Origin of the sequence: Clostridium tyrobutyricum (assembly GCF_019144085.1) — a bacterium.
GTDB lineage: Bacteria > Bacillota > Clostridia > Clostridiales > Clostridiaceae > Clostridium_B > Clostridium_B tyrobutyricum_A.
In genome coordinates this window covers 59,538-78,021 of the sequence record NZ_JAHHUY010000003.1, presented here as the reverse complement: position 1 = coordinate 78,021, position 18,484 = coordinate 59,538, and the positions used below count along the sequence as shown (strand labels likewise).

17 protein-coding genes are annotated in these 18,484 nt (G+C 29.6%); 1 reads left to right on the top strand and 16 read right to left on the bottom strand.

Annotated elements, in window-relative coordinates:
• Window positions 1-28: 28 nt before the first annotated feature.
• The 4 genes from KM800_RS02005 to purB form a co-directional block, all read right to left on the bottom strand.
• Complete coding sequence (locus tag KM800_RS02005) at window positions 29-442, bottom strand: acyl-CoA thioesterase (protein ID WP_217811574.1); 414 nt, start codon at window positions 440-442, stop codon at window positions 29-31.
• A gap of 38 nt (window positions 443-480) precedes the next feature.
• The gene (locus tag KM800_RS02000; protein WP_217811573.1) at window positions 481-1,281 is read right to left on the bottom strand and encodes a hypothetical protein; all 801 of its coding nucleotides are present in this window, start codon (window positions 1,279-1,281) and stop codon (window positions 481-483) included.
• A gap of 85 nt (window positions 1,282-1,366) precedes the next feature.
• Window positions 1,367-2,812: an NAD(P)/FAD-dependent oxidoreductase gene (locus KM800_RS01995; protein WP_217811572.1), complete on the bottom strand. Its 1,446-nt coding sequence runs from the start codon at window positions 2,810-2,812 to the stop codon at window positions 1,367-1,369.
• A 75-nt stretch (window positions 2,813-2,887) separates the two neighbouring features.
• A complete protein-coding gene (purB, locus tag KM800_RS01990) occupies window positions 2,888-4,318 on the bottom strand; it encodes an adenylosuccinate lyase (protein WP_217811571.1) in 1,431 nt (476 codons plus the stop codon).
• Window positions 4,319-4,508: 190 nt separating this feature from the next.
• On the opposite strand from purB, the gene KM800_RS01985 reads away from it, so the two are divergent.
• A complete protein-coding gene (locus KM800_RS01985) occupies window positions 4,509-4,730 on the top strand; it encodes a DUF378 domain-containing protein (protein ID WP_217811570.1) in 222 nt (73 codons plus the stop codon).
• Between the two features lie 44 nt (window positions 4,731-4,774).
• On the opposite strand, the gene KM800_RS01980 is transcribed toward KM800_RS01985, so the two are convergent.
• The 12 genes from KM800_RS01980 to dapG form a co-directional block, all read right to left on the bottom strand.
• Complete coding sequence (locus KM800_RS01980; RefSeq protein WP_039655600.1) at window positions 4,775-5,035, bottom strand: HPr family phosphocarrier protein; 261 nt, start codon at window positions 5,033-5,035, stop codon at window positions 4,775-4,777.
• Between the two features lie 96 nt (window positions 5,036-5,131).
• Window positions 5,132-6,325 carry a pyridoxal phosphate-dependent aminotransferase gene (locus KM800_RS01975; RefSeq protein WP_217811569.1) on the bottom strand — a complete coding sequence of 398 codons (1,194 nt, stop codon included), beginning with the start codon at window positions 6,323-6,325 and terminating at the stop codon, window positions 5,132-5,134.
• Between the two features lie 76 nt (window positions 6,326-6,401).
• Window positions 6,402-7,658 (bottom strand): hypothetical protein, encoded by a 1,257-nt coding sequence (locus KM800_RS01970; RefSeq protein ID WP_217811568.1) that lies wholly within the window; start codon window positions 7,656-7,658, stop codon window positions 6,402-6,404.
• Between the two features lie 17 nt (window positions 7,659-7,675).
• Complete coding sequence (locus KM800_RS01965; protein ID WP_419195451.1) at window positions 7,676-8,536, bottom strand: decaprenyl-phosphate phosphoribosyltransferase; 861 nt, start codon at window positions 8,534-8,536, stop codon at window positions 7,676-7,678.
• Window positions 8,537-8,659: 123 nt separating this feature from the next.
• Window positions 8,660-8,920 (bottom strand): stage V sporulation protein S, encoded by a 261-nt coding sequence (locus tag KM800_RS01960; RefSeq protein WP_217811567.1) that lies wholly within the window; start codon window positions 8,918-8,920, stop codon window positions 8,660-8,662.
• A gap of 146 nt (window positions 8,921-9,066) precedes the next feature.
• Entirely contained in the window at window positions 9,067-10,611 is a 1,545-nt protein-coding gene (rny, locus tag KM800_RS01955) for a ribonuclease Y (RefSeq protein WP_217811566.1), read from the bottom strand.
• A 209-nt stretch (window positions 10,612-10,820) separates the two neighbouring features.
• A complete protein-coding gene (gene recA, locus KM800_RS01950) occupies window positions 10,821-11,906 on the bottom strand; it encodes a recombinase RecA (RefSeq protein WP_217811565.1) in 1,086 nt (361 codons plus the stop codon).
• A gap of 192 nt (window positions 11,907-12,098) precedes the next feature.
• Window positions 12,099-12,686: a CDP-diacylglycerol--glycerol-3-phosphate 3-phosphatidyltransferase gene (gene pgsA / locus KM800_RS01945; RefSeq protein ID WP_217811564.1), complete on the bottom strand. Its 588-nt coding sequence runs from the start codon at window positions 12,684-12,686 to the stop codon at window positions 12,099-12,101.
• Entirely contained in the window at window positions 12,670-14,010 is a 1,341-nt protein-coding gene (gene rimO / locus KM800_RS01940) for a 30S ribosomal protein S12 methylthiotransferase RimO (RefSeq protein ID WP_217811563.1), read from the bottom strand. The genes pgsA and rimO overlap by 17 nt, the downstream gene beginning before the upstream one ends.
• 95 nt (window positions 14,011-14,105) lie before the next feature.
• On the bottom strand, window positions 14,106-16,379 hold the full coding sequence (locus KM800_RS01935; RefSeq protein ID WP_217811562.1) for an FtsK/SpoIIIE family DNA translocase: 2,274 nt from the start codon (window positions 16,377-16,379) through the stop codon (window positions 14,106-14,108).
• A gap of 109 nt (window positions 16,380-16,488) precedes the next feature.
• Window positions 16,489-17,175 (bottom strand): ClpP family protease, encoded by a 687-nt coding sequence (locus KM800_RS01930; protein WP_217811561.1) that lies wholly within the window; start codon window positions 17,173-17,175, stop codon window positions 16,489-16,491.
• A gap of 77 nt (window positions 17,176-17,252) precedes the next feature.
• Complete coding sequence (dapG, locus tag KM800_RS01925; protein WP_217811560.1) at window positions 17,253-18,458, bottom strand: aspartate kinase; 1,206 nt, start codon at window positions 18,456-18,458, stop codon at window positions 17,253-17,255.
• Window positions 18,459-18,484: the final 26 nt, after the last annotated feature.

Below are 18,484 nucleotides of genomic sequence, written 5' to 3'. Positions count from 1 at the left end.
ATCTAATATATTTTCTATGCAGCTTCTTCTATTTTAACAACTGAAGCTTACTCCAAAAATCCGTATATTTTTTTTGCAGGTTTACTATCTTAAAATCCTTGTTTACAAAGGTTTGAGTAGTTTTGCCTTTAGCAATCAGTTTTCCTGTAGATTCATGTATTACCTTATAGTTAAGTATTATTTTAACTGGAGTTAGCTCTCCAATTGAAGTTTCAACTATTAATTCATCATCATACACTGATGGTCTTAAATACTTGCAGTATGTTTCAACAAGAGGCATGAGTATGCCTCTTTGTTCCATTTCATTATAGGTAATGTCAAGTTTTTTTATAAAATCTCCTCTAGCTACTTCAAACCAAATGTAGTAGTTAGAATGATAGGCTATCCCCATTTTATCTGTTTCAGCATATCTTACCTTTATCTTCGTAGTACTTGTATACATAAATAATAAATTACTCCTTTTTATACAGTATAATTATATTAATTCTCTTTTATTAAAATAATACTACTAAAACTTATAATAATATTATTATCAAACAAAACAAATCCATCATAAACTTTTTTAACAACACATTCTTTTATAAATTTAAATTTTCCCTGATTTATAGTTTCAATACTAATCTTTTTTCCAATATGAGAATTAAAATACTTTTCCATAGAAATACTCTCTACATTTGTATGTTTAGTATCATCTTCTTTAAAAGGAACATTTTTTAAGTATATTCCTGATATATTGCAAACTGGTAAAACGAAAATTTGATTTTGAGAATCTCTAATTCTCAAAATATTGTCATCTGCATATATCAAAAATACATTTTCCATTGTATTTAATGCTGGATATTTAAATGATATATCAATATATTTACTATAAAATTCAGATAAAAGATAGCTAATATGATTATGATAATCTTTTTTAGCAGAAGTTTCTTTAACTTTCATTTCTTTTTTGTCTTTTGCCAAACTGTCACCTGCAACTTTGTTCGATATCTTATTATCTTTGTCACTAATTTTTTTATCTTGATTTACTTCTCTTTTTTTGTTTTTAGATCCTATATCTTTTTCGGATAAAAAATTTTTCTCTAAAAAATCAAATAACTTTTTTCTATCCATTAATGGATCTTTATGATAATCATGAGAATGTTTTTGACCTTTCAAATGATTGTCAGGTTCTCCATGATCATTATAATGTCTTCTATATCTCTCTATTCGTCTCATATATTTTGGCAACATATATAGTGCAATCTGCATAAAATCATCTATATCATTATAGGATCTGCTCATATTAATACCTCCGCGTATATCAGTATACTATATGATATGGAATCATACACAAGCAGTTACACTACCTAATATTATAATTTCAATATTATTTTTTTAAATTCATAATGTGAGATCTACTTGCTCTTTTAGGAAGTATAGATGATCCCGGACCTCTTCTCTTAACTTCATCTTCATCTATTTTTAATTCTCTTGCTATAATTTTTCTTACTCTTGGCTGGCAGAACATGCCTTGACACATTCCCATTCCTGCTCTTGTACGTCTCTTTATGCCATCTATTGAATTAGTCTTTATAGGTCTTCTTAAGGCATCTAGGATCTCCGCTTCTGTAACCTTTTCACATCTACATATTATATGGGTTTTAGGATCTTCGGAATTAATATCCCCAACAAATTTTTCATCTTTTTTTACTATAATAGGCTTTCTATAAGAGTTAAATTCTTTATTTTTTTCTAACTTCATACCCATTTCTGATATAATATCCACTACTTTTAGAGCTATTGCAGGAGAAGATGTAACTCCTGGAGAATCAATACCTGCTACATTAACAAAGCCTTTAACTTCAGTTTCCTCTATTATAAAATCTTTTGTACTGCTAGTTGGTCTTACTCCTGCAAAAGATGTTATAGCTTTTTTCATATTAAAACCTGAAACTGATTTTTCAGCAGTTTTTACTATATATTCAAGCATTTCCTCATCGGTAGATACATCATTCCTGTCAGATACTTCTTGAGCATTTGGCCCAATCATAAGATTGCCATGATATGTAGTTGTTACCAATATTCCTTTTCCCTTTTCAGTTGGAACCTGAAATATAACACTATTGATCAAATAGGATTGATCCTTATTAAAGATAACATATTGTCCCTTTCTGGGAATAATACTAAAATAATTTAATCCCAGCATATTAGATATTTTATCACTATATGCTCCTGCTGCATTTATAACATATCTACTCTCTATTTTTCCCTTATTGGTGACTATTTCAAAATATCCCTGCTTTTTAATTATTGACATAACTTCATGTTCCAATTTTAAATCTACACCATTTTCTACTGCATTTTCTGCTAATGCAATTGTCATTTCATAGGGTGAGCATACACCTGCATTCTTACAGTATAATGCCCATTTAACATTTTTACTTATATGTGGTTCCATCTCCATGACTTTCTGTCCATTAATTATTTCCATACCTTGTACACCATTTTTTATTCCATTAGTATATAGCTCTTCTAAATGAGTTTTCTCAGTATCATTAAAAGCTAATACCAATGAACCTGTTTGTCTATATCCAAAATTCAGTTCATTATTTAAATTTTCATACATTCTGTTTCCTTTGACACAAAGCTCAGCTTTCAATGTACCTGGTATATCTGAATATCCCCCATGAACTATACCACTATTAGCTTTAGATGCACCACAAGATACATCATCTTGTTTTTCAAGGATACATAAATTTAATTTATATTTTGAAAGTTCTCTTGCAATTGAACAGCCTACTATACCTGCACCAATAATTGTAATATCAAACATAAAATTTCCTCCATTAAATGAATTTTATGTTTACATTATACTACTAAACCAACACAAATTAAATCATTTACAATGCTATACATTTATCTCAACTTTTTCTCCAAGAATGTCCTTGTTTTTTTCAAGCAGCGGCTTTATATCACAATTTATAAAGTCTTCTACCTGTTGTTTTGCTCTTCCAGTAAATTTATATGGATCTATCAAATCCAATATTTCATTTTCCTGCATATTAAAGAAAGAATCTCCTATTATTCTCTGTATAAGATCATTTTCCTTTCCTTCCATTTTAACTTTTTTAGCAGCTTCCATTGAGTGAACTCTTATTCTCTCATGAAGTTCCTGTCTGTCTCCACCCTTTTTAACAGCTTCCATTATTATATTTTCAGTAGCCATAAATGGAAGTTCTTTTTTAACATGAGATTCAATCACATTTTTATATACAACCATATTTTCTGATACATTAAGGTATAAATTTAATACTCCATCTAAAGCCAAAAATGCTTCAGGTATTGCTATTCTCTTATTTGCTGAATCATCCAGTGTTCTTTCAAACCATTGTGTAGCAGCTGTTATTGCTGGATTCAATGAATCTACTATTATATATCTTGCAAGTGATCCTATTCTCTCACATCTCATAGGATTTCTCTTGTATGCCATAGCTGAAGAGCCTATCTGATTTTTCTCAAAAGGTTCCTCCATTTCCTTCATATTTTGAAGTAATCTCATATCGTTGCTAAATTTATATGCACTTTGGGCTATTTCAGATAGTGTATTTAATATTATAGAGTCTACCTTTCTAGTATATGTCTGGCCTGTAACCATAAACTCATTTTTAAATCCCATCTTTTCAGTTACAATTTTATCAAGAGCTTTTACTTTTTCAGTATCTCCATCAAAAAGTTCCATAAAACTAGCCTGAGTTCCTGTAGTTCCTTTAACTCCTCTAAATCTTAAAGTATCTATTACAAATTGAAGATTTTCCAGATCAAGATAGAGATCCTGTATCCAAAGACTAGCCCTCTTTCCTACTGTAGTTAACTGAGCTGGTTGAAAATGAGTAAAACCAAGAGTAGGCAACTCTCTATAATTTAATGCAAATTTAGTTAATACATTTATTACATTTAATATTTTCTTCTTGATTAAGTTAAGTCCATCTCTCATAATTATTAAGTCGGTGTTATCTCCTACATAACAACTAGTAGCACCTAAATGAATTATTCCTTTTGCTTTTGGACACTGAAGTCCATAGGCATATACATGGCTCATTACATCATGTCTAACTTCTTTTTCTCTTCTTTGTGCATCTTCATAATTTATATTATCAACATTGGCCTTTAACTCATCGACTTGCTCTTTGGTTATATTAAGTCCCAATTCTCTTTCGCTATCTGCAAGAGCAACCCATAGTTTTCTCCATGTTTTAAATTTCATTTCTTCTGAAAATATGTAACTCATCTCTTTTGATGCATATCTTGTATTCAATGGTGTATTATAAGTATCTCTCATATTAAAATTCCTCCGTAATTATTTGATTTTTCTATGCTTTTCGTTCATATTATAACATATGAAAACTTATTTTTATACTTTTATATTCGTATTTTTAACATAATACTGTAATTATAAATATACAGTTCTATATTTTTTATATTTAAATATAATTTTACTGACAGGTAATATTTTTAGGAGGTAAACTTATATGTATAAATTTACTATTATAGATATTGTTTCTCTTTTTTTAATAATTATATGTGCTTTAAATCAAGGATTATATGGTATTTCAGATTTTAACCTAATTGAAATTATATCTGGTGGGCATGATAAATTGGTAGGAAGAATTATTTACATACTTATGGGAGTATCTGGAATAGATATAGTTATATTTTTAATTAAGGCAAAAAATTATAATTCATATAAATAAATGGCTCTTAATGAGCCATTTATTTATGTAATTATTTTTTAATTTTATTCTTCTAATGAGTCTATTAATTTAGCTATTTCCTCAACAGCCAAAGATTCGTCGTCTCCTGATGCAGTAATTTTTACCGTTGAGTTGTTTGTAACACCTAATGATAGTACTCCTATTAAACTTTTAATATTAGCTTTCTTTCCATCAAATTCTATAGACATATCTGATTTAAATGAAGAAGCTTTCTTAACTAATAACGTTGCAGGTCTTGCATGCAATCCTGTTGCACTTTTAACTGTAACTTCTTTAGATACCATTTTATTCACCTCAATTATTCTGTAATTAAATTATTTAAAAACTCTCTTTTAATTATAACATTTTTTTTACATCTTTTAAACATATTTTGGTTAAATTTAATTTATACTATTAATAAACTTTTCTATTCTATTCAAACCTTCATTTATATTTTTCATAGATGTAGCATATGATAGTCTAATATAGTTATCCACTCCAAAACCACTACCTGGTATTACCGCTACTTTTTCTTTTTTAAGAAGTTCACTGGAAAAGCCAAGGGAATCATTAATTTCAACTCCATCAACTTTTTTGCCAAACAGTTTTGATATATTTACCATTACATAAAATGCACCTTGTGGTTTAACAGCTGTTATTTCTTCTATATTTTCTATACGTGATATCATGTATTTTCTTCTATTGTCAAATTCCCTTATCATAGATTCAATATCAGAACTATCATGTTTTAGTGCACACAAAGATGCATATTGAGATATTGAGTTAGCATTACCTGTAGTGTGACTTTGTATGTTAGACATCAATTTTATTATTTTACTGTTTCCTGCTGCATATCCTAATCTCCAACCTGTCATTGCATAAGTCTTTGACATTCCATTTATAACTATTGTTCTATTATAGGCGTCTTCTGATATACTTGCTATACTTATATGAAGGTTATTATTATATATTAATTTTTCATATATTTCATCAGATATTATAATTATATCTTTCCTCTTCGCAAATTCTGCTATATTTGAGAGTTCCTTTTTAGTGTATACACTTCCAGTAGGATTATTAGGACTATTTATTATAATTGCCTTAGTTTTATTTGTAACTGACTTTTCAAGATTTTCTATAGTATATTTAAATCCATTTTCCTCTTTAGTTGATACAAAAACAGGTGTACCGTCAGCAAGTTTTACAAGTTCAGGATAACTAACCCAATATGGCACTGCTATAAGTACTTCATCTCCTGGATTTAATATGGCAGACAATACATTTGAAATACACTGTTTAGCACCTGTAGATACAATAATCTGATCAATTTCATAGTTTAAATTATTATCTTTTTTGAATTTATTTGCTATTTCCTGTCTAAGATCTGCTATTCCAGCAGCTGGAGTATATTTGGTAAAACCATTTTTTATTGCATCTAAAGCAGCTTCTTGAATATACTGTGGTGTATTGAAATCAGGTTCTCCTGCTCCAAATCCCACTACATCAATACCTTCTGACTTCATTTGTTTTGCCTTGGCTGTTATTGCTAAAGTTATAGATGCTTGAATTTTTTCAGCTTTTTTTGATAAGTTCATTTTTATTCCTCCATTTTACATTTGAATGATATTTTAAATTATTAACTGTTCATGAAGTCAAAATTAAATAATATATTTAATTTTTTCTTATTTTACCAAGTAAAAATAAATTTTTAAAAAATATATAAAAATAATATAAAAGCACAAATATTATTGGGAAAGAGTACCTCCCCTGTCCTTCCGTTAGAAAATAAACACATGTAAACATAAAGAATAGTAATACTCCATATATATTAAATTTACTAATAAGATAATTTCTGCGTTTTATTAAACATTTTAATATAAATGCACTATAAAGTATTATGCATAATATAGCTGGAGCAAAAACTATCTCCCTTATAAGATTTGCATAAGCAATGAGAAAATATCTAAAGCCAGTACTTATGCCACTTGCATATGTACTATAAACTATATCATCTCCTACGAAATATGTATTAAAAAGTCTTTTAAATCCTAATTCAATAAATTTGGCAGGATGAGATTTTATCCATTCTTTAGCAGATGCACTTAGCATTTTATTTTTAACAGTCATATTTGCATTTTTATATTTTGAAGTATTTACAATGGATTTTTCAACTGCATTTGCTGCCATCCAACGTCCCTTTGAATTTTGGGAGTTATTATTTATATATAATACTATTCCTCCATTATTGGACACATAAGTAAATTGACCTATTAATTTAGAATTTCTATATATCCACGGCGAAATTACAATAACGGTCATAACTAATACTATCAATGCATTTTTTACAGAACCTACAATCTTTTTGTGCATTATAATTTCTACAAGAAATATTGCAAAGAATATTATTATAAAAAATGGCTTAATCATAGTATTAATTCCTGATAAAACACCGATCCAAAAATATTTAAATTTTACTTCACTCATATAGAGATTAGTTATAATTAAAAGTACTACTGTAAAAAGTAGTTCTGTACCTAATATACTATTGTAAAAAATATTATTTGGTATAAATACAAACAAAGCAAACAGTATCTTTCTATCTATGGTCTTTAAATCTAGTTTAAATAAAATCGATTTAAAAGATAAGTAACTTATAAATGTCAATATTATATTGAATATTTTAGCTTTAAGAACACTAGCTCCAAATAACTTGAATATGCCACCCAATACTATGGAATATCCAACTGAAGTATATGTATCTCCCCATAAACCTCCATTTGCTATCGTAACTGCCATTTTATAATAATAATCAAAATCTGAGAACGGTGTGGAATTTATAAATATTATCCACAATGCACATAATACTATACCTATTGTCATAGTGATCTTATAATAAAATGTATCTTTTAAAACACTTCTTATCTCCATACAAAATCGGCACCTTTCTAAAGTTTTAGATATATTATAGTAACTACACTTATAATCCAAATAATAATATTTATTAAAAATGGCTTATCTTTAGCAAAAACAGCTTCAGGCTTACCTCCTAAATTTTTCTTATCTACCAAGTATTCATATCTGAATATTCCATAGAGTACAAATGGAATTGTAATCATCATAGTCCTACTTTGAATTGAACTAAATGTGTAAAGACAATATGCCATTAATATAGATGGATTAACTATAGTAAGCATCTTGTCTATATTATTAACAGAATATTCTTCTAATATTTTTCTATGAGATGCACTTTTATCTTTTAATGTCAATATCTCACTTTTTCTTTTATTTAGTGCCAAAAATAGAGATAAAAGTACAGTACACAAAAACAGCCACGGTGATACAGATACTCCTGTAGCAATGCTTCCACTCTCTACTCTCAACATAAATCCAAAGGTAATTATCATTACATCTATTATAACTACATTTTTTAATTTGAAAGAATACATTATATTTATAATTATATAAATCAGTATTATACTAAATATTGCAATACCCATAAATCTATAGCTTATAAAACTGACTAAAACGAATAGAATTATATCTAAAATTATAGCTGACTTTTTACTTATCCTGCCACTTGGAAGAGGTCTTTTCTTTTTTTCAGGATGGCATTTGTCCTTTTCTGTATCAACTATATCATTCAATATATATACTATTGATGAAGTAATACAAAATAGTATATATGTCAATATGTTTGAAACAACCACATTTATATTTAAAAAATTTCCTGAAAAAATAACTGCTGCAAAAACAAAGAAGTTTTTAATCCACTGCTTTGGTCTCATTAATTCTAACAATGCTGCCATAAAAATCCTCCTAGGTTGTATATCTTTTTTAATTTTAACATAGTATGTAAGATAGTCAATGGATAAATTAAACAAGGACTTGATAATAATTCAAGTCCCCATGAATACATATTCAATCTATATTTATCTTGGCTGCACTATTAACTTAATAGCAGTTCTTTCCTCACCATCTATCTCAACATCGGTAAACGCTGGTATACATATTAAATCGATTCCACTAGGTGCCACAAACCCTCTAGCAATTGCCACTGCTTTAACTGATTGGTTCAATGCGCCAGCCCCTATAGCCTGTATTTCTGCAGCTCCACGTTCTCTTAGTACCCCCGCAAGAGCCCCTGCAACTGAATTTGGACTTGATTTTGCTGAAACTTTTAATACTTCCATAGTAACCCTCCTAATATATTAACCCTATTTGTTATTGATATTATTATCACTTTATAATATTCTACAAAAAATCAAAAATTCCTTTTAGATTTAATAAAGCTTACTCATTTAAAAAATCCAAAAGAAATTCTCATTTATTTTAATTATTATTTTGCATACTCAACTGCACGAGTCTCTCTAATTACATTCACTTTGATTTGACCAGGATATTCTAATTCTTCTTCTACCCTTTTTACTACATTCCTTGCCATCTCAACGGCTCCTGCATCGTCAATATCTTCTGGTTTAACCATAATTCTAAGTTCTCTACCCGCTTGAATGGCATATGACTTTTCTACACCTTCACATGTATTTGCTATCTCTTCTAATTTTTCCAAACGCTTGATATAAGCTTCCAAAGTCTCTCTTCTAGCTCCAGGCCTAGCTGCTGAAATCGCATCAGCTGCCTGAACAAGTATTGCTTCTAAAGATTGAAATTCTACATCTCCATGATGGGCTGCTATAGCATTTACTATCAATGGTGATTCATGATATTTTTTAGCTACATCTGCTCCTATAATTGCATGTGGACCTTCAACTTCGTGATCAACTGCCTTACCTATATCATGAAGAAGACCAGCTCTCTTTGCTATAGTTGGATCCATACCTATTTCAGAAGCCATGAGACCGGCTAAATAAGAAACTTCTATAGAATGTTTTAATACATTTTGACCATAACTAGTTCTATATTTCAATCTTCCAAGTAATTTTATTATTTCTAAATGAAGACCATGTACTCCAGTTTCAAATGAGGCCTGTTCACCCTCTTCTTTAATATCACTTTCCAATTCTTTTTTAGCTTTCTCTACCATTTCTTCTATTCTTGCTGGATGTATTCTTCCATCTATTATAAGTTTTTCTAGCGCTATTCTAGCAATCTCTCTTCTTATAGGATCAAAACCTGACAATATTACAGCTTCAGGTGTATCATCAATAATTAAATCTACACCTGTTAAAGTTTCAAGAGTTCTTATATTTCTACCTTCTCTTCCTATTATTCTTCCCTTCATTTCATCATTGGGAAGAGTTACAACATGCACTGTAGTTTCAGCCACATGATCTGCAGCACATCTTTGTATCGCACAAGTTATAATTTCTCTAGCTTTCTTATCAGCTTCTTCTTTAGCTCTAGCCTCAATTTCCTTAATCATAACTGCAGATTCGTGCTTAATTTCTTTCCTAACTTTTTCTAACAAAATTTCTTTAGCATCTTCGGAACTTAGTCCTGATAATCTTTGAAGTTCTTCATTTTGTTTTTTATAAAGCTCCTCTATACCAGACTGTGTTTTTCCAATTTCCTGTTGTTTTCTATCCAGATCATTTTCCCTTTTTTCAAGCACATCATTTTTCTTATCTAATGATTCTTCCCTTTGAATAATCCTTCTTTCAAGTCTTTGAACTTCATTTCGTCTATCTCTAGACTCTCTTTCTACATCGTTTCTTAATCTGTGGGCTTCTTCTTTAGCTTCTAATATAATTTCTTTTCTTTTAGATTCAGCCTCTTTTTTAGACTCTTCACGTAATTTATTGGATTCTTCAACAGTTTTTGATTTTATATCAGATAATTTATTTTTTATAGTATAAAATTGAGCTAATATAATGACTGCTATAACTATACCAGCAATAATTTCATATATTAATATAGAATTCACATGTACACCTCCCTTGCTTATCTTTATGCATCTATAACCTTTAAAATATGTAAGCGTAGAAAAGGTGTCATATTTATCCAATTGGTAATTCCTAAGTACATGACAAACCAGAATTTGTCTTAATTTTATATTATATTTTAAACATTGTCAAGTTCCTATACTGCAATACTATTATATATATATTTGTTAATTTTATAAATAAAAACTATCTATTTATCTTGTGTTTTTAAATTGCTTTTTTCATCAGCTGACTTTTCGCCTTTATTTTTATCATTTTCCTTTTTATCAGGCTTTTCTAAAGGCAAATTATATTTTTCTCTTATCTTATTTTCTATTTCCAATCTTATATCTGGGTTATCCCTCAAAAATTGTTTGGAATTTTCTCTTCCCTGACCAAGTCTTGTTTCATTATAGGAAAACCAAGCTCCACTTTTTTGAATGAATTCTTCTCTAACTCCAACATCTAAAACATTACCCTCTTTTGATATTCCATGATTATACATTATATCAAATTCTGCACGTTTAAAAGGAGGTGCCACTTTATTTTTAATAACTTTTACTTTGGTTCTATTTCCAACAATATTATCTCCCTGTTTTATAGAATCTATTCTCCTTACATCCATTCTAACAGAAGAATAAAATTTTAATGCTCTTCCACCAGGGGTGACTTCGGGATTTCCAAACATAACACCAACCTTTTCTCTAAGTTGATTTATAAATACTGTTACACATCTTGATTTATTAATTGATGCAGTTAACTTTCTAAGAGCTTGTGACATAAGTCTAGCCTGAAGTCCTACATGAGAATCTCCCATTTCTCCTTCTATTTCTGCTTTTGGTACCAACGCTGCTACAGAGTCAATTACAATTACATCTATAGCATTTGATCTTACTAATGCCTCTACTATTTCAAGTGCTTGCTCTCCTGTATCAGGCTGAGATACTATTAAGTTTTCAGTATCCACTCCTAAGTTTCTAGCATAGGAAGGATCAAGGGCATGCTCTGCATCTATAAATGCTGCTACCCCACCTGCTTTTTGAGCCTCTGCTACTATATGTAATGCTACTGTAGTTTTTCCAGATGATTCTGGTCCAAAAATTTCAACTACTCTTCCTCTGGGAACTCCTCCTATTCCAAGTGCTATATCCAAATCAAGACACCCTGTAGAAATGGAATCTATGTCTAATATACTATTTTCTCCAAGTTTCATTATAGAACCTTTTCCAAATTGTTTTTCTATCTGTCCCATAGCTGATTCTATAGCTTTTAGCTTTTCATTATTTAAACTTGCCAAAGATTTCACATCCTTTCATATTCGAACGTATGTTCCTAATCATTATATACCACATTATTTATACAGTCAACCTATAAATTAAATCTCCAATATCATATTATAAAATAATTTTGTGTATATAACTAATTATAGACATTTTTTTAGAGTTTTAATCCATTAATTACATGAATTAAAACTCTACGAATTAAAATTTTATTTATCAATATTTATTACTTTTTTATTCTTCACAAAATAGTCTATACCAGACAGTATAGTCATTATTATGGCTAATCCCATAAAGATATCTGTAGTCAAATTTAAAAATTTATGAGGATGATTTACTACAGTTTTAAGTATTCCCAAAGATACATGATTATAATTTAAATTTATAAGAGCAAATATTATAGCTATTATTTGAGTTACAGTCTTAGCTTTACCCCAAGGGCTAGCAGCTATTACTATACCTTCAGCAGCAGCAATACTCCTAAGTCCTGTTACTGCAAATTCTCTAGCTATTATTATCATGGCTACCCATGCTGGTATTATATGATATTCAACTAATGATACAAGAGCAGCTGTCACTAACAGTTTATCTGCAAGCGGATCCATAAATTTTCCAAATCTAGTAATTTGGTTCCTACTTCTTGCTATATAGCCATCTAATTTATCTGTTATTGATGCTAAAATAAATATTATTATAGCAATAAATTTAAAATATGGAACATCTTTTACTGCCATAAATACTAAAAATACAGGAACAAGTATAATCCTAACTATTGTAAGTTTATTTGCTAAATTCATCACATACAACTCCCATTAAATCATATTCAAGACTGTCTACAATTTTTATTTTTATTATAGTTCCAATTCTTAATTCATTTTTACTCTTTATGTATATACTTCCATCTATTTCTGGACTCATTTCATAACTCCTGCCAAAATATAAATTATCTTTTTTATCTTCTAAAATAACTTCATATGTTTTTCCTATTTTAGCCCTATTGATTTTCTGAGATATTTTTTGCTGAAGAAGCATAATCTCTCCTTCTCTTTGAACTTTTATATCTTCTGGAATCTGACCTTTCATTTTATAAGCTGGAGTTCCCTCTTCTCTTGAGTACTTAAAAACTCCAAGTTTATCAAATTTCATATTATTTACAAACTGTTTTAGTTCATTAAAATCCTGTTCTGTCTCATCGGGAAATCCTACTATCAAAGTAGTTCTTATAACAATATTGGGAATACATTTTCGCAAATTATTTATATTTTGAATTATTTCAGCTTTTCTTCCTTTTCTGCCCATGGATTTAAGTATATTATCACTTATATGCTGTATAGGTATATCTATATATTTACAAACCTTTTTGTTTTTTGCCATTTCATCTATTAGTTCCATAGTTATCTCTTCTGGATAACAATAAAGCAATCTAATCCATTTTAGTCCATCTATTTGAGAAATATTCTGTAAAAGTTCAGGCAGCATTTTTCTTTCATATAAATCTATTCCATACCTTGTAGTATCCTGAGCTATTAATATTATTTCCTTTACTCCTTGTTGCACAAGTTCCATACATTCTTTCAAAATTGACTTCATAGTCCTGCTTCTATATTTTCCTCTAATTTTAGGTATTATACAGTAAGTACATAAATTATCGCACCCTTCTGCAATTCTCACATAAGCAGTTGATATCGCTGTTGTAAGTATTCTACTTCCTTCATTTATTTTAACATTACTATAATTAAAACTGTATACCTTATCAAATTTATTTTCAATATAATTTTTAATACTTTCATTTAATTTGTCATAATCATTAACTCCAAGCATTATATCAACCTCAGGAAGAAGCTGCATAATTTCATTGCCATATCTTTGTGCCAAGCATCCTGTAGCAATCAGTATCTTACAGTTAAATTCTTCTTTATACTTAGACATATCAAGTATTGTATCTATTGATTCCTGTTTGGCAGATTCTATGAATCCACAAGTATTTACAATTATTATATCTGCCTGTTTTAATTCAGAAACAAGATCATAATCGTATTTTAAATTATTTAAAATAATTTCAGAATCCACTCTGTTTTTATCACAGCCTAAACTTATAATTCCAACTTTTAGCTTATTCAATTTTCTCCTCCTAATTTCAGGTTGCAAATATACGATTCATATTTAATAATACATATGTTATTGTAAATCTACTTTATTAATTTTACAAGATAAATTTATAATTTAAATTCATCTTTATTTACCAGTACCTGCCTTGGTTTCGTTCCATCTTTTCCAGATATGATACCTCTTTCCTCCATCTGTTCTATTATTCTGGCAGCTCTATTATATCCAACTCTCAATCTTCTCTGAATAAGGGATGTAGATGCTTGTCCTGAATCTAGTACTATTCTAATTGCCTCATTTAAAAGTTCATCACAATCTTCATCATTTTTAGATACACTTGTATCTATTTCTTCAATTATTTTATTTTCATATTGTGCTTCGCCTTGTTTATCTCTAATATATTTAACTACATTTTCTACTTCCTTTTCAGATATAAAAGCACCTTGTATTCTAACAGGTTTTCCTTCACCAACAGGGTAAAACAACATATCTCCTTTTCCCAGCAGCTTCTCAGCTCCACTTGTATCAAGTATGGTTCTGGAGTCTATCTGACTGGATACTGCAAAAGATATTCTTGAAGGTATATTTGCCTTAATTACTCCAGTAATTACATCTACAGACGGTCTCTGAGTCGCTATAACAAGATGCATACCTGCAGCTCTTGCCATTTGGGCAAGACGTCCTATATAATCCTCTACTTCATTTGGACAAACCATCATAAGATCAGCAAGCTCATCTATTATCATAACAACAAATGGCAATTTACTATCTACTATTTTTTCATCTGCCAGCTTGTTGTAACCTTCTATGTTTCTTACTCCAGTATCTGCAAATAACTTATACCTTCTATTCATCTCCTGAACAGCCCAATTCAAAGCCCCTGCTGCTTTTTTAGGATTCGTCACAACTGGTATTAAAAGATGTGGTATACCATTGTACACACTCAGCTCAACTACCTTTGGATCTATCATAAGCAATTTTACTGTTTCTGGAGAATATTTATATAACAAGCTTATAACTAAAGTATTTATACATACACTTTTTCCTGAACCAGTTGCTCCTGCAATAAGAAGATGAGGCATTTTTGTTAAGTCAGATACTATGCAATTTCCTCCTATATCCTTTCCCAAACAATATGCCAGTTTTGATTTGGAATTTGAAAATTCCTTTGATTCTACAACTTCTCTCAAATAAACTGGAGTAAGTATTCTATTCGGTACCTCTATACCTATAGCCGATTTTCCAGGTATAGGTGCCTCTATTCTAACTCCTGTAGCTGCAAGTCCTAATGCAATATCATCAGATAAATTGACTATTTTACTTACTTTCACACCAGGACTTGGCTGTAGTTCAAATCTAGTAACAGAGGGTCCTTTACTTACTTGCATTACTTTAGCTTCAACTCCAAAACTGTTTAAAGTTTCCTCCAATTTGTTAGCACTGTTAATTAGTTCTTTCTTATCTTCTTTATTTAACTGAGATTTAATGTTCTGTTTTAACAGATCTATCTCAGGATAGTTATATACTAAATCTTGAACTTCACTTTCAATCATTTTTTTATTTAATTCTTCGTTTATAGACTTATCAGGGACTTTATCTGCCGCTATTTCTATTTCAATTGGATGATCTAAAGATTTACTCTTTTTATCTGAAGTATCAGCAATATCAATTTTTTTATCCTCTTGTTTTTTATCCTCTAAAAGTTCTTCATCTTTGGATTTCATAAAGTTTAATATTTTTATTCTATTATTCAAGCCTTTAATAAATCCGTCTTTTTCATCTATATCTTTTACTTTGCTTATACTATCTCGTTCTTCCACTATTGTATCTTGATTTTCTTCGGATATAGACTCTTTAATTTTATGTATTACATCATATAAAGTCAGTTTGCTCATAATTATTACGGATATAAAATATAACGCTAAAAATATAACATAACATCCTATATCTCCAAACAATTTAAGTAGAGGTATATCTATAAACAGACTTATAATTCCTCCATGAACTATATTATCCAAACTATACATACTCTTTATACTGTCCAATATACTATTATAAGGATAATAATCTGACATAGTTATCATCTGTACAAAGAGAAGCGTATTTATCGTAAATAATATTATGCCATAAAATCTCTTACTAAAATTAATTTTATTCTTTCTTGCTAAAACGCATCCTCCTATAAAAATTATCAAAGCAGGAAAGATAAAAGCTCCAAGCCCCATAAGCATAATTAATATTTTCTTTATATTTCTTCCTACTATACCTGATGTAGAAGGTGAGAATACGCTTATTAACATTAAGATTCCAAAAGTAATTAGTATTATTCCTTTAATATCACTATTTGAACTTTCTACTTTTTTTCTTCTCTTTTTTCTAGTCATAAAAATCACCTCCAAAGTCATAATATCTTCATTTTATTATATTCTACATTACCTTTTCATTTCCTTTGAATAAACATAAATACCATAGGATCAGCTCCTATGGCTAATTTTACTTATTCTGTTTATCTATAAGCTGGTGGAGTTTTGATATAGCTCTACTTATTCCACCTACTTCATCAATTAATCCAGCTTCTACAGCTTCTTTGCCAACCAGCATAGTACCAGTATCATTTAAAAGTTTATCTGTCTTCAACATAAAATCCGTCAATTTTTCCCCAGTAATATTTGAAGTTCTAATAATGAATTCATTTATTCTGTCCTGTATTTTATTAAAATATTCAAATGTTTGATGAACTCCTATTATCATACCATTCATTCTAACAGGATGAACTATCATAGTTGCAGATGGAGATATAAATGAATAGTCTGAACTTGTAGCTAAGGGAACTCCTATGGAATGACCTCCTCCTATTACAAGAGATACCGTAACTTTGCTAAGACTGTTTATCATCTCAGCTATGGCAAGACCTGCCTCTACATCTCCTCCTACAGTATTTAAAATTACAAATACACCTTTAATGTTACTATTTTGTTCTATCGAAACAAGCTGAGGTATTACATGTTCATATTTTGTAGTCTTAGTCTGAGGTGAAAGTACTTCATGACCTTCTATTTGACCTATTATAGGTAAAACTTGAATATCATCTTTAATATTTGAAATACTATTTATTCCTAATTCCCTTATATTTTGTCTTGTATTTTCATCTGTGCCTCTATTTTCTTCCTGAACTGACATAATGTATCTCCTCCATAATCAAATTGTATATACTACTATTTTGTTCATTGAAGAGATTCCATATACATTAATATTGACTAATTTTCACTAAGACCAAATCCTTTATGCAGTGCATTTATAGATGTATTTTCAAAACGACTTTCAACAAGACACCATATTGTAGTATGAGAATCCGCTGTCTGAAGAACCTGTATATTTTCTTTTGCCAGTATTTTAAGTATCTTTGCCATAACTCCTGGTATTCCACGCATGCCATTTCCTACAAGAGCTATTTTGGTACATTCCTCAACTATAGAATATTTTAAGCCAAGATTTTCAGCTACAATTTTAAAATTTTCGATGTCTTTATTATCTATTGTAAAAATCTTCTGTTTTTTAAATACATTTATAAGATCTATACTGATAAGATTGTCCGCCAGTTCATCAAACAAATTAAAATAATTTCTATTTTGGGTATTTTCATCATATTTTACAGTAATTTGTACTCTGTTATTTACAGAAGTTATTCCACTTATTATCTTATCTTGATTTTCCATAATGGAATTACTGATTATTGTACCTGTACTATTATTAAGAGTATTTTTAATAACTAGTGGTATATTACTATTCATGGCTATTCTTACAGCTCTGGGATGTATTACCTTGGCACCTTGATCTGCCAGCTGAAATACCTCATTATAGCTTATCTCCTTAATTAGAGAAGCATCCGCTACTACTCTAGGGTCTGCAGTCATTATTCCATCTACATCCGTATATATTTCCACTTTTTCTGCTTTTAAAGCGTTTCCTAAAAGTACAGCTGTTACATCGCTTCCTCCTCTTCCAATAGTAGTCATAAATCCACTTTTATTTATTCCCTGAAATCCAGAAACTACGGGAATTTTGTTTGAGCCTATTATTTTAAATAATTTCTTTGGATCTACATTTATTACAGATGCTTCATTATAATTATCATCGGTTATTATAGATGCCTGAGCCCCAGTAATTGGAACGGCATCTAATTCTCTCTTTGATATTTCATCTGATAAAACAACAGCACTTATAATTTCTCCACAGCTCATTATCAAATCACAGGCCAATTTATTTTTCACCTTAAAATTATCGCTTATTAAAGAAAGTAGTGTATCAGTAGCATAAGGCTGACCTTTTCTTCCCATTGCAGATACTACTACTACTGGAAAATAGCCATCTTTCTTTGCCTTGACAACTTTGTTTACTACATCTTCTCTTCTTTCATGTGTAGATACTGAAGTTCCGCCGAATTTTTGCACTAATATTTTCATATCCATCCCCCATTTTATTCTCCATT